The following is a 19,103-nucleotide window of genomic DNA, read 5'->3' on the forward strand; positions in this document are numbered from 1 at the left end:
AGGGAGGATCCTGAGATCATGGCAACAAGCGTCGTTCTCCAGAAGGTCGAAAAGCGCTACGGCGCCCTTGATGTTATCCACGGCATCGACCTGAAGATCGATCCCGGCGAGTTCGCGGTCTTTGTCGGCCCCTCGGGCTGCGGCAAGTCCACGCTGCTGCGTATGATCGCAGGCCTTGAGGAGATCACCGGCGGCGCGCTTCTGCTCGACAACGAGCGGATGAACGAAGTTGCGCCGGCCAAGCGCGGCATCGCAATGGTCTTCCAATCCTATGCGCTCTACCCGCATATGTCGGTTTACAAGAACCTTGCCTTCGGGCTTGAGACCGCCGGCTACAAGAAGGCCGAGATCCAGCCGAAGGTGAAGCGCGCCGCCGAAATCCTGCAGATCGAGAAGCTGCTGGAACGCAAGCCGAAGGCGCTCTCCGGCGGTCAGCGCCAACGCGTAGCGATCGGCCGCGCGATCGTGCGCGAGCCGCGCATCTTCCTCTTCGACGAGCCGCTCTCCAACCTCGACGCGGAACTGCGCGTGCAGATGCGCGTCGAGATCTCCCGCCTGCATCGCAGCCTCGGCAACACCATGATCTACGTCACCCACGACCAGGTGGAGGCCATGACCATGGCCGACAAGATCGTGGTGCTGAACTCCGGCCGCATCGAACAGGTCGGAGCGCCGCTCGACCTCTACAACAATCCCGCCAACCGCTTCGTGGCGGGCTTTATCGGCAGCCCGAAGATGAACTTCCTGCAGGCGAGGGTCGAGCAGGTCGGTGAGGCCGAGACGATCATCAACGTCTGCGGCAACGCCGTTCGCCTGCCGCGGCGGCTGAAGGCCGAAGCCGGCCAGACCATCACCTTCGGCATCCGTCCGGAACATCTTTCCGTACTCGAAAATAGCGGCATCACGCTTGCGACTGTCAACATCGACCTCGTCGAGAACCTTGGCGGCGCCACCATGCTCTATGCGAAGACCCCGGACGGACAGCAGTTGACGATTGCGCTCGACGGACAGCAGAAGGTCGAACGCGGAACGAACGTGAAAGCGTCCTTCGACCCGGCGCGGTGTCACGTCTTTGACGCATCAGGCGCCGCCATCTAGCGCGCTTGACAGCTGATCCCGCTCTGGCCATGATTTCAATAGGATAGGCCGCGAAGGGGAAAAGCGTGACGCCTGAAGATCGGATTCATGCGCTTGGCATATGGCAGGGTCCGATCGAAATTGTGCCTATTACCGGCGGCATTACCAATCGGAACTATCTGGTGCGGGATCGCACGGTTCGACGCGTTGTCCGGCTCGGAGAAGATATCCCGGTCCACCACATCAGCCGGCAGAACGAGCTTGCCGCAAGCCAGGCTGCACATGCTGCTGGGCTTTCGCCTGAAGTCATTCATCACGCGCCCGGTGTGCTCGTCCTCGACTATATCGAGTCGAAGGCGCTCTCCCCCGAGGACATTCGACGCCCCGAGATGTTGGAGCGCGTCATCCCGCTGGTGCGGGCCTGCCATCATGACATCGCCCGCGAATTTCGCGGTGCGGCGGCGATCTTCTGGGTATTCCATGTCATTCGCGATTACATCGCCAATCTGGAGGCCGCAAACAGCGCCTATCGCCGGCTTTTCCCGGATCTACTCGCCAAGGCCGAAACGTTGGAGGCCGCGGGCGGCCCGTTCGAAATCGCCTTCGGCCACAACGACATGCTGGCCGCCAACTTCCTCGATGACGGCAAGCGCCTGTGGCTGATCGACTGGGACTATGCGGGGTTCAACACACCGCTTTTCGATCTGGGCGGCCTTGCCTCCAACAGCGAGTTTTCCGAGGCGACCGAGCGATCCATGCTCGAGGCCTACTACCGGATGCCGCTGAGTGCTGATCTCTGGCGGCGCTACCAGGCCATGAAATGCGCGTCGCTGCTGCGCGAGACATTATGGAGCATGGTCTCCGAAATCCACTCCATCATCGACTTCGACTACGCCGGCTATACGGCCGAGAACTTAGCGCGCTTCGAGCGCGCCTATGACGCTTTTGAACAGGATCGATAGTATGACGAAGGAATTGCCAAAGACCGCCAAGGCGGTCGTCATCGGCGGCGGGATCATCGGCTGCTCGACGGTTTATCATCTCGGCAAGCTCGGCTGGACGGATACGGTGCTGCTCGAGCGCAAGAAACTGACTTCGGGTACGACCTTCCATGCGGCCGGCCTCGTCGGCCAGTTGCGCACCAGCGCCAACATCACGCAACTGCTCGGCTATTCCGTCGATCTCTACAAGAAGCTCGAAGCCGAGACAGGACTCGGGACCGGCTGGAAGATGAATGGCGGCCTGCGCCTTGCCTGCAACGAGGAGCGCTGGACCGAGGTCAAGCGGCAGGCGACGACGGCGCAATCCTTCGGGCTCGACATGCAGCTGCTGACGCCGCAGGAGGCTTTCGATCTCTGGCCGCTGATGACAATCGATGACCTCGTCGGCGCCGCCTACCTACCGACCGATGGCCAGGCCAACCCGTCGGACATCACCCAGGCACTTGCCAGAGGCGCCCGCATGTCCGGCGTTTCGATCTTCGAGGATACCGAGGTGATCGACCTCGAGATCGAAAAGGGTCGGATCCGCGCTGTCATCACCGAGCATGGACGGATCGAATGTGAACGCGTCGTCGTCTGCGCCGGGCAGTGGACGCGAGCCTTTGCCGCCCGCTTCGGCGTCAATGTGCCGCTCGTCTCCGTCGAGCACCAGTATATCATCACCGAGTCTTTTGGTGTTCCCTCGAACCTGCCGACGCTGCGCGACCCCGACCGGCTGACCTACTACAAGGAAGAGGTCGGCGGCATCGTCATGGGCGGCTACGAGCCGAACCCGATCGCATGGGCGAAGGATGGTATTCCCGAGGGCTTCCACTACACGCTGCTCGACAGCAATTTCGATCATTTCGAACAGATCATGGAGCAGGCGCTTGGCCGAGTTCCGGCGCTGGAGAACGTCGGCGTCAAGCAGCTGCTGAACGGGCCGGAGAGCTTCACGCCCGATGGCAACTTCATTCTCGGCGAAGCGCCGGAGCTGAAGAACTTCTTCGTCGGCGCCGGCTTCAACGCCTTCGGTATCGCGTCCGGTGGCGGCGCCGGCATGGCGCTCGCCGAATGGGTTGCCAAGGGCGAGCCGCCCTACGATCTCTGGCCGGTCGATATCCGCCGCTTCGGCCGCCCGCACTTCGATACGGACTGGGTGCGTACCCGCACACTTGAGGCCTACGGCAAGCACTACACGCTGGCCTTCCCCTTCGAGGAGTATTCCAGCGGTCGGCCGTGCCGCAAATCGCCGCTCTACGACGGTCTGAAGGCGCAGGGCGCCTGTTTCGGCGAAAAGCTTGGATGGGAGCGGCCGAACTGGTTTGCCGATCTCTTCGCCAACGAGGAGCCGAAGGATATCTACACCTACGATCGCCAGAATTGGTTCGAGGCCGTCGGGCGCGAGCACAAGGCCGTGCGTGAAGCCGCCGTGATCTTCGATCAGACGTCTTTCGCCAAATTCGTGTTGAAGGGGCGCGATGCCGAGGCTGCGCTTTCGTGGATCGCCTCCAACGATGTAGCAAAACCGGTCGGCTCGCTCGTCTACACGCAGATGCTAAACGACAAGGGCGGTATCGAATGCGATCTCACCTGCGCGCGCGTGGCCGACGACGAGTATTACATCGTGACCGGCACCGGTTTCGCGACGCATGACTTCGATTGGATCGCACGCAATATTCCTGACGGGATGCACGCGGAGCTCGTCGACGTCACCTCCGCCTATTCCGTCCTTTCGCTGATGGGGCCGAATGCGCGCGCAGTGCTCGAGAAGGTCACAAACAGCAACGTTTCCAATGCCGCATTCCCGTTCGGCCGCATCAAGACCATCGGTATCGCCGGCTGCCCCGTTCGGGCGCTGCGCATCACCTATGTCGGGGAACTCGGCTACGAGCTGCATGTGCCGATCGAATACGCAACGACTGTTTATGACGCCTTGATGGCGGCGGGTGCTCCGCTGCAGCTCACCAATGCCGGCTACCGCGCCATCGAAAGCTGCCGCCTTGAGAAGGGCTATCGCGCCTGGGGTTCGGATATCGGCCCGGACCATACGCCCATCGAAGCCGGGCTTGGCTGGGCCGTGAAGACGAGAAAGAACACGCCGTTTCGGGGCCGCGAAGCGATCGAACAGCAGCTCGCGTCAGGCGTCAAGAAGATGCTGGCCTGCTTCGTGCCCGATGATCCCAATGTCGTGCTGCTCGGCCGCGAGACGATCTACCGCGACGGCAAGCGCATCGGCTGGCTCTCCAGCGGCGGCTTCGGCTACACGGTCGGCAAGTCGATCGGCTACGGCTATGTGCGCAATGTGGAAGGCGTAAGCGAAGACTTCGTTCTGTCAGGCCGCTACGAACTCGACGTGGCTCGCGAGCGTGTCCCCTGCCGGGTCTCGCTGAAACCGTTGTACGATCCGGAGATGGTGAGGGTGAAGGCCTGATCAAGCGCGCATCGCGCCTTGGGCCCTCGTTCCTGTGCTTTTCATAAAAATCCAGCCACCGCGCGTCGGCGCGGTGAATGATTTACAAGCCGCGAAAAAGAGCCTCCGGAGCCTGAGGGCTTGGGTGTGTTCGATCCCTTTGACAAGCACAGGGACGACGCGTTGGAGGGCACCCCCGCCGAAACGGATTATCACCGCGGATGCGCCAATCGCGTGCCTCGAAAATCCATGCTGCGACGATCCTTCTCATCGCAGCACCCTTGTCAAAACAGCGGCAGCTTGTTGTCCTGGATCAGGATTTCCAGCTTGTTTACCACATCCTCCGTCCAGGCTACGTTGCCGGTCAGCGCTGCCGGGAAAAGGCCTGGTAACCCGAACAGGGCCTTCGACACGGCGCCGCCATTGCGCGGCACATTGGCCAGCAATGCGGCAATTTCCACCGCTCGGGGATCGCGCAATTCGTAGTTTTCGCCTTTCCTGTCAACGCCAAGGGCGTAGCGCATCCACGCAGCCACCGCGATCGCGTAGGTCTCAGCCTTCGCGCCATGCGTCAAAGCCTCGGTCGCAGGCTCCAGAAGACGCTGCGGCAGCTTTTGCGTGCCATCCATGGCGATCTGATAGGTGCGGTGGGCAATCGCCTTGTTTGCGAAGCGTGCGATCAACTCGTCGGCATAGGCATCAAGATCGATGCCCGGAACGGGATCGAGCGTGGCGGCGGCCGCATTCATGTGACGGCGTGCCAGAGCTGCAAGGCCGGTATCATCCATGACGTCGCGGATGAATTCATAGCCGCCTATGTAACCTAGATAGGCGAGCAGCGAATGCGCGCCGTTCAGCATCCGCAGCTTCATCTTTTCGTAAGCCGAGACTTCCTCGACCATCAGCGCGCCGGCCTTTTCCCATTCCGGGCGGCCGTTGGCGAAGTGATCCTCGATCACCCATTGCGTGAAGGGTTCGGTCTCGATCGCCGCCAGATCCTGCCGGCCCGTGAGCCTTTCGGCATCGCGATAGGTAGCATCCGTGCTTGCCGGCGTGATGCGATCGACCATGGTCGATGGGAAGGGTACATTCTCCTCGATCCACTGCCTCAGTTCCGGATCGATGCGAGCGGCAAACTCGAGCACGAGCCGCTTCAATACGGCGCCGTTGCTCGGCAGGTTATCGCAGCTGAGCGGTGTGAACGGTGCGATACCCTTGGCGCGGCGGCGCGCAAGACCTTCGACGAGATAGCCGATAACGCCGCGGGGCGCATGGCGGTTGGCAAGGTCGGCGGCAATATCTGGGTGCTTCAAGTCGAGCCCGCCTGTCGCGGAGTCGAAGCCGTAAGCCTTCTCGGTGACCGTCAGACTGACGATCTTGATCGCGGGATCCTCAAGCCGGGCAAGGAGATCGCCGGGATTGCGGGTCGCCACATGGGCGCGCAGGATCGGGCCGATGACATGCGCCGTCGTGCCCGAGGTGTCGCGCACGAGCATCGTATAGAGCCCGTTCTGCTCGTTCAGGTGATCGGCAACATCGGCCGTGCGCAGGCTTGCGACCTCGATGCCCCAGTCGCCGCCGGCTGCCGCAATCGCGGCATCTGTGAAGGGCGCGAAGTGGGCGCGAAAGAAGGCGCCCGGACCGAGATGCAGGATACCCGTCTTCAATGCCTTGCGATCGTAGCCGGGAAGCTTGGCTGTCGGCGCGAGGCCGGAAAGGCTCGTCAGACGTTCGGTCACAGCTTGTATGCCTTCTTTGCGTTTCCATAAGAGAGTTCGCCGGCGACGATCTCGGCTTCCTTGCGCGACATGCGGTGTTCGCTCACGAACTGCGCCAGGAACCGGCAGACTTCGCGGCGCCAGACATCGTGGCGGGCCGGGATCGACAGAAGCGCGCGCGTATCGTCGTTGAAGCCCGCCAGATTGGCGAATCCCGCCGTCTCGACCACCTGATCGAGATAGCGGCGGATGCCGTTCGGGCTGTCGTGGAACCACCAGGGCGGACCGATCATCAGGCATGGCCAATGGCCGGCCATCGGCGCCAACTCGCGCGCATAGCTCGTCTCGTCGAGCGTGAACAGTAGCACGTGCAGGCCCGGCGCATGGCCGTATTTTGCGAGCATGGCGGAAAGTCCGCCAACCCAATCGGTCGGTGTCGGGATATCCGCACCCATGTTCGGACCGCGGGTCTGGAACAGTTCGCGATCGGTGTTGCGGCGCGACCCGGCATGGATCTGCATCGTCATGCCGTCTTCGGCCGAAAGCCCGGCCATCTCGGTCAGCATCTGGCCACGGAAAAGCTCCGCTTCGTCGGCGCTCAGCGTGCCCTTGTACGCCTTGTCGAGCAGGCGCTGCTTGTCGGCCAGCGGCAGGTCCGCGGTGAAGGCCGTCGGGACCCCATGGTCGGTGGCGGTCGCGCCGAATTGGCGGAAATAGGCACGGCGCTTGCGGTGGGCATCGATCAGCCCACCCCACTTCGTCACGTCGCAATCGGTCAATTCGCCGAGCCGAACGAGGTTTTCGCGGAAGCCGACGGCATCCGGGTCGGTGACGCTGTCTGGCCGATAGGTGGTACGGACGCGGCCGATCCAGCCGTCTTGCGCCATCTTCTGGTGGTGCACCAGCGGGTCGAGCGCGCCTTCGGTCGTCGCGATCGTCTCGATATCGAAACGCCTGTGCAGGGCACGCGGGCGGAATTCCGGCAGCGCCAGCTGAGCATTGATATGGTCGTAAAGCGCATCCGCATTTTCAGGCGTTAGCGGCTCTTCGCAGCCGAGAACGGCCGACATCGCGTGATCAACCCAGAGGCTGGAGGGCGTGCCGCGGAAGAGATGGTACTGCGCGGCGAAAGCGCGCCAGATGTCGCGTCCCTTGGCGACCGGCTTGCCGTCGAGGCGCGGAACGCCGAGATCATCGAGCTTGACGCCGACGCTATGCAACATACGGAAGAGATAGTGATCCGGAATGACGAGCAGCGAGGAGGCATCCTCGAACGGCTTGTCGTCGGCAAACCATGACGGCTCGGTATGCCCGTGCGGGCTTACGATCGGCAGCGCGCGAACCATCTCGTAAAGATCCCGCGCGATCGTGCGTGTTGCCGGATCGGCCGGAAAGAGCCGGTCCGGATGAAGAAAGCCGTTTCCAACATCCATCTAGAATTCCTCCTGAGAGCTATCGGCCTACCCCACAAGACGGGACGCGGCAAGGGCTTTTAGTAACCAAACAGTTCGCTTTCGCGAATCGCTCCGTTCAACCCTCGAAACGATTGACCGCGCGAACTATTTCCGCTTTTCAGATGCGGACGAAATTGGCCGCTTGCGGCAAGGAGGTTCCATGTCCGAAGAGACAAGCCGCGTGACGAAGCTCGAGGAAATCGTCGCTCACCAGGCAAAGACGATCGAAGAGTTGTCCGACCAGCTGGCCGAACAATGGAAGGTCGTTGAGCAAACGCGCGCCAAGCTCGATAGGCTGACGGAGCGGTTTTTGTCGCTTGAGGAGCAATCGCTGGAAGCCCCGGCAATTACACGGCCGCCGCACTACTAAGCAAAGCTCCCACCCTTGTTCTTGGCAGCCGGAATGCCTATTAAAAAGGGGCGTGAGGACGACCTCCCCCTCCATGGGCATCAACTCGGGACGACCCGAATATTCCCATTGGGGTAATCATGCGGAAGACCGCGGATCGTATCCGTCACGCCATCAGCTTCGAAATCATCGGATTAGCGCTCGTCACGCCGCTCGGGGCACTCGCCTTCGGCATGCCCATGGCCGATATCGGCGTGGTCGGCGTTGCCGGCGCGACGCTGGCGACGGTTTGGAACTACATCTACAATCTCGGCTTCGATCACCTGATTAAGCGTCTGACCGGCGGCACGCAAAAGAGTGTCGCAATGCGCCTGTTGCATGCCGTGATGTTCGAGACGGGATTGCTTTTGGCGCTTCTGCCGATGATCGCCTGGTACCTTGGGATCAGTGTCGTTCAAGCGCTGATGATGGACCTATCCTTCGCGCTTTTCTATGTGGTCTACGCCTTCGTCTTCAACTGGGCCTATGACCGGGTCTTCCCGCTGCCGGACTGGCAGCCAGCCGCCGAGGAATCATAGGCCCGTTTTGCTGGCCAAAAGAAAACGGGACCGCCGTTGCCAGCGATCCCGTTGATTTTCAAGGCGTGAGCGATCCAGCGATCAGACATTGCCCATGCAGAGATATTTCATCTCGAGATAGTCGTCGGCGCCGTGACGCGAGCCTTCGCGGCCAAGGCCGGATTGCTTGATGCCTCCGAATGGCGCCGTTTCCGCCGACATCAGGCCAGTGTTGATGCCGACCATGCCGTATTCCAGCGCCTCGGCGACACGCCAGACCTTCTTCAGGTCGCCGGCGAAGAAGTAGGCGGCGAGGCCAAACTCGGTGTCGTTGGCCTGCGCGATCACATCTTCCACAGTATCGAAACGGAAGAGCGGGGCGACCGGACCGAAGGTCTCTTCGCGCGCGACCGTCATCTCGCGGGTAACACCGGTGAGCACTGTTGGCGTGAAGAAGGTGCCTGCACCCTCGATGCGCTTGCCGCCCGTGACGATCCTCGCGCCCTTCGACACCGCATCCGCGACGTGGCTTTCCACCTTCGCCAGTCCCTGCTCATCGATCAACGGGCCGATCGTCACGCCAGCCTTGAAGCCGTCGCCGACGGACATTTCTCCCACCTTCGCGGCGAGCTTGGCGGCAAAGGCATCGTAGACGCCGGATTGCACGTAGAGGCGGTTGGCGCAGACACAGGTCTGGCCGGCATTGCGGTACTTCGACGCCAGAGCGCCTTCGACTGCAGCGTCGAGATCCGCATCGTCGAAGACGATGAAGGGCGCATTGCCGCCGAGTTCGAGGCTGATCTTCTTGATCTGATCGGCGCACTGGCGCATCAGGATGCGGCCAACCTCCGTCGAGCCGGTGAAGCTGATCTTTCGCACCTTGTCGTTGCCACAGAGTTCCTTGCCGATCGCCGCGCCGTCTTCGCCAACGATGACGTTAAAGACGCCGGCGGGAATACCAGCCTGCTCGGCGAGAACGGCAAGCGCCAGCGCCGACAGCGGCGTCTGTTCGGCCGGCTTGGAAACGACGGTGCAGCCAACGGCGAGCGCCGGAGCGATCTTGCGGGTGATCATCGCGGCCGGGAAATTCCAGGGCGTGATGGTGCCAACGACACCAACGGGCTGCTTGATGACGATCATGCGCTTGTCGTTCGAGGGCGCGGGGATCGTTTCGCCATAGATACGCTTGGCTTCCTCCGCATACCATTCGACATAGGCTGCGGCGTAAAGAATTTCGCCGCGAGCCTCCGCGAAGGGCTTGCCCATTTCAGCCGTCAGGATCGCCGCCAGCTCGTCGGCATGGGCGACCATCAGATCGAACCACTTACGCAGGATTCCGGCGCGTTCCTTGGCGGGACGGGCCGCCCAGGCCGGCTGCGCGGCATAGGCGGCATCGATTGCTTCCCGCGTTTCGGCAGCGCCCATGTCGGGCAATGAGGCGAGAACCTCACCGGTAGCAGGATTGAGGACGTCGAAGGTCTTGGTCGCCCCACCAGCCGTCCAGATACCGTTAATGTAACCGGCGTCGCGCAGGAAAGGCGAGGAGAAGGAAACGTGTTTTGTCAGTGCAGTCGTGAATGCCATGTCATGTAACTCCAGGCAAAGAGGTTATCGCCTTACTTGCCGCTTGCCTCGAGGATCGAGGCTTCCAGAATGTCGAGCGCTTCGCCGAATACGCTGTCCTGAATCGTGATCGGGGCGAGGAAACGGATGACGTTTCCGTGCACACCGCAGGTCAGAAGGATCAGGCCCTTCTCCAGCGCGATCAGGCGCACCTTGTTGGCGAATTCGGCGCTCGGCAGCTTCGTCGTCTTGTCGTTGAATTCGACGGCGTTCATGAAGCCCGGACCGCGGATGTCGACGATCTCGGGCGCTCTTTCGCGAAGCGATTCCAGTCGCTGCTTGAGCCGGCTGCCAAGCTGATTGGCACGGTTGCAGAGATCCTCATCCTTGATGACGTCAAGAACCGCATGAGCGGCCGCGATGCCGAGCGGATTGCCGCCATAGGTGCCGCCAAGACCGCCCGGTCCCGGCGCATCCATGATCTCGGCGCGACCGGTGACGGCTGCGAGCGGGAAGCCGCCGGCGAGGCTCTTGGCCATTGTCATCATGTCGGGCGCGACCTCGTGATGATCCATCGCAAACAGCTTGCCGGTCCGGGCAAAGCCGGTCTGGACCTCATCGGCGATCAGCAGGATGCCATGCTGGTCGCAGATCTCGCGCAGCGCCTTCATGAAGGAGGCCGGGGCCGAGTAGAAACCACCCTCGCCCTGGACCGGCTCGATGATGATGGCGGCGACGCGCTGCGGATCGACATCGGCGGCAAACAGCTTCTTCAGCGCGCCGAGCGACTGATCCGGCGTCACGCCATGGAGTTCGACCGGGAACGGAACGTGGAAGACATCGCCCGGCATTGCGCCGAAACCGACCTTGTAGGGAACGACCTTGCCTGTCAGCGCCATGCCCATGAAGGTGCGGCCATGGAACCCGCCGCCAAAGGCGATGACGGCGGAGCGACCGGTCGCGGCACGCGCGATTTTCACGGCATTCTCGACGGCTTCGGCGCCCGTCGTGACGAAGATCGTCTTCTTCTCGAAATTGCCGGGCGTCAGCGCATTCAGGCGCTCGGCAAGATGTACGTAGCTTTCGTAGGGGACGACCTGATGGCAGGTATGGGTGAAGTGATCAAGCTGTTCCTTGACGGCAGCGATCACGCGCGGGTGGCGATGACCGGTGTTGAGAACGGCGATACCTGCCGCGAAATCGATATAGCGGCGACCTTCCTTGTCCCAGATTTCGGCGTTCTCTGCGCGATCGGCATAGATCTGCGTGGTCATGCCAACGCCGCGCGAAATGGCAGCATTCTTCCGGTCTGTAAGAGTGGTCGCGGTCATCGGTGCGTTCCTGCGCTTTGGAATGAGTTGAAAACGATCTTGCATAACTTCTGCAAGATATGTACAAAACTCCTACATTTTTCCTGCAAGAAAGCAAGCGGCATTTTCCGCTTCAAACCGTGGCCGTTTTCGGCGATGGTCGACTCAAGAAAAGAAGGCCGGAGACGGCCTCAAGAAGACAAACGAACCGGGAATATTTGGCTTATGAACAATGGGACGCCCGTGCGCTACAAGGTAGCGGAGGCGGCAAAATCGGCGGGCGTTTCCGCATCCACCTTGCGTCTTTGGGAAAGCCAGGGGCTTGTCGTTCCGGACCGCTCGGACACCGGACACCGGCAATACAGCACCGAAGACGTCGCGCGAATCAAGAAGATAGCCTGGTATCGAACCGAGCGCGGACTCAATCCGGCGGCCATTCGCGAGGCGCTGGAAAGCGAGGAACCGTCGGAAAGCTCGGAAACAGCTTCGGATCTCGGACGGCGGCTGCGCAGCCTGCGCCATGGCGCGGGTAAGACGCTGGATCAGGTCGCGGGCGACATCGGCCTTGCTGCCTCGACGCTGTCGACTCTGGAGCGCACGTCCCAGGGGGTGAGCTTCAAGACGCTGCACGACCTCGCCGAATATTACGGCACCACGGTTTCTCGCCTGTCCGGGGAGGAACGCGACGACGTGCCTGCGGTCGTTCGTGCCGGCGCCTGGCGCACATGGCCGGAAACGACGCCCGGTGTTACCGTCCAGCTTCTGGCCGAAGGGCGCACGATGATGGATTGCCACCGTTTCGTGCTCGCGCCCGGCGCGGCAAGCGAAGGCGCCTATCGCCACGAGGGCGAGGAGTTTATGCACGTGCTCTCCGGGCGGCTGGAACTGGTGCTAGATTCCGATCAATTCTTCGACCTTGGGCCGGGCGATTCGCTCTACTTCGAGAGCCGCCGCTACCATTCCTGGCGCAACCGTCACGACGGCGAAACTATCGTCCTCTGGATCAATACGCCGCCGACATTCTGAAACCTTGGCGGTATCGTCTGCGGTGACTTTGCGCTATAGCGCCACAAGTGACAGTTTGAGTGAGAGACGAGATCGATGGCAGCCACCATACGTTACCATGAAGGTGATATCTCCGCGGCGGATGCTGCGCGCTACACCGGAGCCATTGCGATCGATACCGAAACGCTCGGCCTCGTGCCGCGCCGGGACAGGCTTTGCGTCGTCCAACTCTCGCCGGGCGACGGTTCGGCTGATGTCATCCGCATCGCTGCCGGCCAGAAAGACGCACCGAACCTGGTTGCGATGCTGGCGGATCCTTCCCGCCAGAAGATCTTCCACTACGGCCGCTTCGACATCGCGGTTCTGTTCCATACGTTCGGAGTCACCGCCCAGCCGGTGTTCTGCACGAAGATTGCCTCGCGCCTTTGCCGCACCTACACCGATCGGCACGGCCTCAAGGATAATCTCAAGGAAATGCTTGAGGTCGATATTTCCAAGGCGCAGCAGTCTTCCGACTGGGCGGCAGCAACTCTGTCGCAAGCCCAGCTGGAGTACGCCGCCTCCGACGTCCTCTACCTGCATGCGTTGCGTGACAAGCTGACTGAACGGCTGGTGCGCGACGGTCGCATGGATCACGCCAATGCCTGCTTCCAATTCCTTCCGACACGGGCCAAGCTCGACCTGCTCGGCTGGGAAGAAGCCGACATCTTCGCGCATAGCTGAGACATTTCTGGATTTTGGACAGACAGGACCGGGGGTACGGCCCAACCGCGCACCGGCCATTAGCGATTCGTTAACCGCCGCGTCGTTAAATTGTTTACCAATTTTTATGCATTCGACGGCGCAATGGAGCGTCACGTCGCGCAGCAAGGAACTGCCGGGGAATGCGACGGGCCGGATGAGCGCGGCCTTCTTGTAACCTGCTTTCATCGCACTTTACGAAAGAAGGAGCATGACATGTTGGTTCCGGTTCGTGCAGCGTCAAATGCAAGTTTATCTTCCCAGGGGCAGACGGCCGCCGTGAGCACTGACGGCCTCGTGCGCGCTGCCAGCACCGTTGCTCCGGTCCACCAGATCCAGGGCGCGGATCTTAATTCCTCCGTTGCCGGCAAACTCAACATCCTGCTGCTGGCCGTGCGTGCACGCATGGTCGACGCCCTTCTTGATGTCCTCAATGCGACCAGCGAGGTGCTTTCAATCCCGCGGGAGGAAGATGAAACCGATCTGGCCTTTGCCTCCCGTCTGGCGGCCGCGATTCAGAAATTGCCGTCGGCGAAAATCGAACAGGTAGAGCGTCAGCTTGCAATGCAAGGCCATGCAGTCCCGCTTCGGTTGCTCGCCGAGGCACTGCGAAACCCGGCCGGACCGGAAGCCGCCCGCATCGCCACCTATCTCGAAACCATTCGTTACAAGGATCGCGATCTGGCTGCCCGCGCCGTCGTTCGCTCCTACGGCCAGAACGATGCCTCGCCGGTGCGCCAGGAGCAGCGGACCGAAATCAGCATCCATCGGGACAATCTTGCTGACGCGGCGCGGGCTCCGGTTACGGCGAGGCAGGAGCCGGAAGCTCCGCAACCGCGGACGGCGCTCGTTGCCGCCGCGTATCTCAATGCAGATGGCGAGCCCGTCCAACTCATCAAAGGATCTGTCTCCACCGACAGGCCAATCGCCGAAGCGGCTGTCGAGGCGACCGGCGAAGAAGCGCTCCCCGAGCTCGGCGAAGTCTTGCTGGAGAGCGTGGCGTCCAGCGAAAAGGCCGAGGCGGCCCATGAAACCATGCACGCAGACACGAACGGAACGGTATCCAAGGGCGATCCCATCATTCCGAAGAGTTGGGCGGCGATACCTGCATCCCTGTCGGACGATACAACGAAACTGATCGTGACAATTATTCAGGACCAGGAAACGGAATCACTGCTCGAGGCAGCCGAACCGGATCCGGCAGTCGAAATCGACATCATCCTCGATGAGACGATCCTGGCCGATCTGCCGGAGGAATTGACTGCACTGCCTGATCGCGCGCTGCCCCTGCCGGAAGGCATGGCACGCCAGTCACCGCTCGTGGCAGAACAGCCGGCAGGCGAAGCAGCTATCGCAACCGCGAAAAAACATCAGGCTCCGGAAGTCCAGGGCCCGCTGATCGTGCAGCAGGCCATCGACGAAACCTATGTGCCGGTGCTGATGAAGATTGTCGAGGGCGTACCCTACGCGATGCAGCCCTACGAATTCTCAAAGGACGAGGTTGACGATAGCGGTGCCCGCGAGATGTACCGCGAAGACCACAATGGCGGCGAGCCGTCGGAGCAAGATGCGGAGCAGCACGGCGAACCGTCGGAGGAGGAAGGAACGGGTCTCGCCACCGACGACGAAGTCGCAGAGGCTCTGACCTCCCGGGAAAGTCAGATCAAGGCGGGAATACCGCCTCACCGACCGGCGCCGCCGCTGCCGATGGCTGCAAATGCGGACGAGGCCTATATGCTCTACCGGCGCAAGGTCGACTGGGAATAGCCAGCCACACTTGCATGGACAGCACAAATGCAAAGAACCCGCCGGATCACTCCGGCGGGTTCTTTTAGTCTTCAAGCCTGAGGCTGACGATTATTCGCCGCCGCGGTTCTTCAGAGCCGCGCCGAGGATGTCGCCGAGCGAAGCGCCGCTGTCGGACGAACCGAACTGAGCAACAGCTTCCTTCTCTTCTGCGATTTCCAGCGCCTTGATGGACAGCATGATCTTGCGGTCCTTCTTGGAGAAGTTGGTGACGCGGGCGTCAACAACCTGGCCAACCGAGAAGCGTTCCGGACGCTGCTCGTCGCGGTCGCGCGACAGGTCTGCACGGCGGATGAACGAGGTGATGTCTTCGTGGTCGACGAGCTTCACTTCGATGCCGCCGTCGTTGACTGCGATAACTTCGCAGGAAACGACTGCATTCTTGCGCAAGTCGCCCGAAGCAGCAGCTTCGCCGACAGCGTCCTTGCCGAGCTGCTTGATGCCGAGCGAGATGCGCTCCTTTTCGACGTCTACATCGAGAACGACAGCCTTAACGACATCGCCCTTGTTGTATTCTTCGATGACCTGTTCGCCCGGACGGTTCCAGTCGAGGTCAGAGAGGTGCACCATGCCGTCAACATCGCCGTCGAGGCCAATGAACAGGCCGAATTCGGTCTTGTTCTTGACTTCGCCTTCGACTTCAGTGCCAGCCGGATGGCTGCGAGCGAATGCCGCCCACGGATTTTCCAGGGTCTGCTTGAGGCCGAGCGAAATACGACGCTTGGACGGATCGACTTCGAGAACGACGACTTCGACTTCCTGGCTCGTGGACAGGATCTTGCCGGGGTGTACGTTCTTCTTGGTCCAGGACATCTCCGAGATGTGGATCAGGCCTTCGATGCCCGGCTCCAGCTCGACGAACGCACCGTAGTCGGTGATGTTCGTGACGGTACCGGAAATCTTCTTGCCTTCCGGATACTTGGCCTGGATACCATCCCACGGATCCGACTCGAGCTGCTTCATGCCGAGCGAGATGCGGTGGGTTTCCTGGTTGATGCGGATGATCTGAACCTTGACCTGCTGGCCAATGGACAGGATTTCCGACGGATGGTTCACACGGCGCCATGCCATGTCGGTGACGTGCAGCAGGCCGTCGATGCCGCCGAGGTCAACGAACGCACCGTAGTCGGTGATGTTCTTGACGACGCCGTCAACAACCTGGCCTTCTTCGAGGTTCTGAACGATTTCAGAACGCTGCTCGGCACGGGATTCTTCCAAAACCGTACGACGCGATACGACGATGTTGCCGCGGCGCTTGTCCATCTTGAGGATTTCGAAGGGCTGCGGGTTGTGCATCAGCGGGGTGACGTCGCGGATCGGACGGATGTCGACCTGCGAACGCGGCAGGAAGGCGATCGCGCCGTCGAGGTCAACCGTGAAGCCGCCCTTGACCTGGTTGAAGATAACGCCTTCAACGCGCTCACCGGCTTCGAACTTGGCTTCGAGCTTGATCCAGCTTTCTTCGCGGCGAGCCTTCTCGCGCGACAGAACAGCTTCGCCGAGAGCGTTTTCGATGCGCTCAACGTAAACTTCGACTTCGTCGCCGACCTTGAGCGAGCCGTCCTTGGCCTTGGCGCCGAATTCCTTGAGTAGGATGCGACCTTCGACCTTGAGGCCGACGTCGACAACGGCAGAGTCCTTCTCGATTGCCGTTACGATGCCCTTGGTGACATAGCCTTCAGCCAGGTCGTGCTTGGCAAAGGACTCTTCGAGAAGGGCCGCGAAATCTTCGCGAGAGGGAGTAGCTACTGACATGTAATCTCCTGCATATCCGAATCCGGATACGTATGCGCCGGTTGGTTCGTGTTGAACGGGCCTGAACCCAGTCCGCTTCCTGTCGGGAAGCAATCCGGCGCTTGGACGGAATTTCAGGCTTAGTCTTCGAAAGCGACCCAGGCAAAGCTTGGGCAAATCGCTCGAATTAGGTATTTCGGCTCAACGCTGCATCGATGATCGATTTCGCAGCTTGAAACGCGGCCTCTATACTCATTTCCGACGTATCAAGCAAGTGCGCGTCTTCGGCTGGTTTCAAAGGGCTGTCGGCCCGTCCCATGTCGCGTTCGTCGCGGCGCTTGACGTCCTCGAAAATGGCATCGAAATCGGCAATTCCTCCCTTGCCTGTTATTTCGTCATAGCGGCGCTTCGCCCGAACCTCGGGACGTGCCGTTACATAGAGCTTCACCGGCGCAGCCGGGCAGACAACGGTGCCGATATCGCGGCCGTCGAGCACCGTTCCCGGCGCCTTTTCCGAAAACCGCCGCTGCGCCTCCACCAGTGCACGCCGCACTGCGGCCATAACCGCGATCTTCGAGGCCGCCTCGCCGATCTCGTGTTTCGAGAGTATATCGCGATCGAGACCGGCCAATTCAACCTCGCGAGCCATCTTTTCCGCCACCGCCTCATCGTCGAGCGTCAGGCCAGCGTCGAGCAAGGCCTTTGCGGTGGCGCGATAAGTGAGGCCCGTATCGAGATGATGAAATCCGTAGGTCTCCGCGATGCGGCGCGAAAGTGTTCCCTTGCCGGCGGCCGCCGGTCCATCGATGGCAATGGTAAAGTGTCTTGAGGTCATCTGTCCGTTCATTTTTCCGCCAGTCCGCCGTAGCGGCGGACGAGATCGACCATATCCGCCTGCCCGGCGTCTTCGCCGAGGCCAGCAGCAACGCCCTCGCGATCGGCAACCGGTCGGTTCTGGCTTACCTTCCACTTCCCTTCGATCGCGGCAATCTCGATTTCGACGCCGATGATGCCCTTCATCTGCGCGCGGATGAAATCATCCGGCGCATCGCCGACTGCCCAGGGCCTAGCGCGTGGCCCTTCCTGTTGCGTCGTGATCGCGTTGATCTGCTGAAGCAGCCAGGCCGCGTCGTCGATGACACGTGCCTTGCCCCTCACCTGCACGATCGCGTAGTTCCAGGTCGGCACGACTTTGCCGGTCTCCTGTTTCGTCTGGTACCAGGATGGCGTGATGTAGGCATCGGCGCCCTGGAAGACGGCCAGCACGTCGGCGCCGGCCTCGATATCGCGCCACTGCGGATTGGCCTTGGCGAGGTGAAGGCGCAGCGTACCCTTCTGGGAGGCCGCGGCATCCAGATGGAAAGGAATCGAATTCGCCATCAGGCCCGAGGCACCCGCAGTGATCAGCAAGCCGAGCGGATGCGCCCGGATCAAGGCGTGCTGGACGCTCAGGTCTTCCTCACGAAAATGCGGCGGCTGGTACATTGTCTCGCACCCATTCCGGCAGCCGGCGACATGCCGATCTGCCCTGCAAATGAACAATCGCCGGCTCAGTACCACAAACGGCGGCGCCGGTCATCCGTCGCGCATGAGCGATGCGTGAAGTTTGGCTTTGACATGCCGTGCTGCAACGATTATGGGGACCGGCTTATAAATTCCGAATAGAACGCCGGTTTTCACGGCATTTGCCGAATCTTGATTCGGCCATTCTCACGAGGCTTACAGTGGCGAAAGCTGAACTTGGAACGAAGCGTACCGATCCGGAAACCGGCAAGAAGTTCTACGACCTGAACCGGGATCCGATTGTTTCTCCTTATACAGGCAAGTCCTATCCCCTCTCCTTCTTCGAGGAAACCTCCGCTGCCGCAGCGGCCGAAGCCCAGGATGAAGAGGAAGTGGCGGAAGTCGATACGGAAAACACGGAAGTCGAAATGGTTTCGCTCGAGGACGCCGATGAAGGCGCATCCGGCGACGACATTCCTGATATGGGCGACGACGACGTCGAAATCGAAGGCGACGACGACGACACCTTCCTGGAAGCCGACGAAGACGACGACGATGACGACATGAGCGACATCATCGGCGTCACCGGCGACGAAGACGAAGTCTGATCGGATTAAGTCTCGGCCCGGACGAGAAAATTTCGCCGGGCCGATTTTTTTGGCTTGCTATCTCCAAAAACCGGAAGTAATAAGCCGCCACTCCGCGAGGCAAGCCTTCGCGAAGCATCCCAGGACCGGCTCGCCGGACCGCCTTGATGGGGCTATAGCTCAGCTGGGAGAGCGCTTGCATGGCATGCAAGAGGTCAGCGGTTCGATCCCGCTTAGCTCCACCATATCTTCCGAATATATAGTGCTTTCTTATTGCATCGAACATTTGTGTCTTAGCGCCCGCCT

Annotated in this window: 16 protein-coding genes and 1 tRNA gene; 10 read left to right on the top strand and 7 right to left on the bottom strand. The window is 61.1% G+C overall.

Going from position 1 to position 19,103, the window contains the following annotated elements:
• The first annotated feature begins 18 nt into the window (after positions 1-18).
• From ugpC to ATY79_RS13915, 3 genes are all read left to right on the top strand, one after another.
• Positions 19-1,098 carry a sn-glycerol-3-phosphate ABC transporter ATP-binding protein UgpC gene (gene ugpC, locus ATY79_RS13905; RefSeq protein WP_088692535.1) on the top strand — a complete coding sequence of 360 codons (1,080 nt, stop codon included), beginning with the start codon at positions 19-21 and terminating at the stop codon, positions 1,096-1,098.
• A 65-nt stretch (positions 1,099-1,163) separates the two neighbouring features.
• Positions 1,164-2,039 carry a phosphotransferase gene (locus ATY79_RS13910; RefSeq protein WP_088704155.1) on the top strand — a complete coding sequence of 292 codons (876 nt, stop codon included), beginning with the start codon at positions 1,164-1,166 and terminating at the stop codon, positions 2,037-2,039.
• Between the two features lies 1 nt (position 2,040).
• Positions 2,041-4,491: an FAD-dependent oxidoreductase gene (locus ATY79_RS13915; protein WP_088704156.1), complete on the top strand. Its 2,451-nt coding sequence runs from the start codon at positions 2,041-2,043 to the stop codon at positions 4,489-4,491.
• Between the two features lie 263 nt (positions 4,492-4,754).
• Here ATY79_RS13915 and ATY79_RS13920 read toward each other — a convergent pair whose 3' ends face one another.
• Both ATY79_RS13920 and uxaC read right to left on the bottom strand, forming a co-directional pair.
• Entirely contained in the window at positions 4,755-6,209 is a 1,455-nt protein-coding gene (locus ATY79_RS13920; RefSeq protein ID WP_088692538.1) for a mannitol dehydrogenase family protein, read from the bottom strand.
• Complete coding sequence (gene uxaC / locus ATY79_RS13925; RefSeq protein ID WP_088704157.1) at positions 6,206-7,621, bottom strand: glucuronate isomerase; 1,416 nt, start codon at positions 7,619-7,621, stop codon at positions 6,206-6,208. Before uxaC ends, ATY79_RS13920 begins: the two co-directional genes overlap by 4 nt.
• A gap of 181 nt (positions 7,622-7,802) precedes the next feature.
• Between uxaC and ATY79_RS13930 the strand changes: the two genes are divergently transcribed.
• Complete coding sequence (locus ATY79_RS13930) at positions 7,803-8,012, top strand: SlyX family protein (protein ID WP_088704158.1); 210 nt, start codon at positions 7,803-7,805, stop codon at positions 8,010-8,012.
• A 119-nt stretch (positions 8,013-8,131) separates the two neighbouring features.
• Positions 8,132-8,569, top strand: coding sequence for a PACE efflux transporter (locus tag ATY79_RS13935; protein WP_088704159.1), 438 nt, complete (start codon positions 8,132-8,134; stop codon positions 8,567-8,569).
• 81 nt (positions 8,570-8,650) lie between these two features.
• Here ATY79_RS13935 and ATY79_RS13940 read toward each other — a convergent pair whose 3' ends face one another.
• A complete protein-coding gene (locus ATY79_RS13940) occupies positions 8,651-10,132 on the bottom strand; it encodes an NAD-dependent succinate-semialdehyde dehydrogenase (RefSeq protein WP_088704160.1) in 1,482 nt (493 codons plus the stop codon).
• Positions 10,133-10,164: 32 nt separating this feature from the next.
• Complete coding sequence (locus ATY79_RS13945) at positions 10,165-11,442, bottom strand: 4-aminobutyrate--2-oxoglutarate transaminase (protein ID WP_088704204.1); 1,278 nt, start codon at positions 11,440-11,442, stop codon at positions 10,165-10,167.
• 204 nt (positions 11,443-11,646) lie between these two features.
• Between ATY79_RS13945 and ATY79_RS13950 the strand changes: the two genes are divergently transcribed.
• The 3 genes from ATY79_RS13950 (at position 11,647) to ATY79_RS13960 (ending at position 14,934) form a co-directional block, all read left to right on the top strand.
• Positions 11,647-12,447, top strand: a complete 801-nt coding sequence (locus ATY79_RS13950) for a MerR family transcriptional regulator (RefSeq protein WP_088704161.1) — start codon at positions 11,647-11,649, stop codon at positions 12,445-12,447.
• Positions 12,448-12,522: 75 nt separating this feature from the next.
• A complete protein-coding gene (locus ATY79_RS13955; protein WP_088692543.1) occupies positions 12,523-13,149 on the top strand; it encodes a ribonuclease D in 627 nt (208 codons plus the stop codon).
• Between the two features lie 297 nt (positions 13,150-13,446).
• Positions 13,447-14,934 (top strand): hypothetical protein, encoded by a 1,488-nt coding sequence (locus tag ATY79_RS13960; RefSeq protein WP_245312376.1) that lies wholly within the window; start codon positions 13,447-13,449, stop codon positions 14,932-14,934.
• A gap of 90 nt (positions 14,935-15,024) precedes the next feature.
• Here the strand turns inward: ATY79_RS13960 and rpsA are convergent, their stop codons facing one another.
• The 3 genes from rpsA to ATY79_RS13975 all read right to left on the bottom strand — a co-directional run bounded on the left by rpsA (position 15,025) and on the right by ATY79_RS13975 (position 18,192).
• The gene (gene rpsA / locus ATY79_RS13965) at positions 15,025-16,728 is read right to left on the bottom strand and encodes a 30S ribosomal protein S1 (RefSeq protein ID WP_088692545.1); all 1,704 of its coding nucleotides are present in this window, start codon (positions 16,726-16,728) and stop codon (positions 15,025-15,027) included.
• A 166-nt stretch (positions 16,729-16,894) separates the two neighbouring features.
• On the bottom strand, positions 16,895-17,542 hold the full coding sequence (cmk, locus tag ATY79_RS13970; RefSeq protein WP_189638019.1) for a (d)CMP kinase: 648 nt from the start codon (positions 17,540-17,542) through the stop codon (positions 16,895-16,897).
• Positions 17,543-17,550: 8 nt separating this feature from the next.
• A complete protein-coding gene (locus ATY79_RS13975; RefSeq protein ID WP_088704164.1) occupies positions 17,551-18,192 on the bottom strand; it encodes an FMN-binding negative transcriptional regulator in 642 nt (213 codons plus the stop codon).
• A gap of 239 nt (positions 18,193-18,431) precedes the next feature.
• Here ATY79_RS13975 and ATY79_RS13980 point away from each other — a divergent pair, with 239 nt between their 5' ends.
• Positions 18,432-18,818: a TIGR02300 family protein gene (locus tag ATY79_RS13980; RefSeq protein ID WP_007528983.1), complete on the top strand. Its 387-nt coding sequence runs from the start codon at positions 18,432-18,434 to the stop codon at positions 18,816-18,818.
• Positions 18,819-18,966: 148 nt separating this feature from the next.
• Positions 18,967-19,042 (top strand) — tRNA-Ala (locus ATY79_RS13985).
• The last annotated feature ends 61 nt before the right edge of the window (positions 19,043-19,103 follow it).

The sequence above is a fragment of the Rhizobium sp. R693 genome, from assembly GCF_002211315.1.
Lineage (GTDB): Bacteria > Pseudomonadota > Alphaproteobacteria > Rhizobiales > Rhizobiaceae > Rhizobium.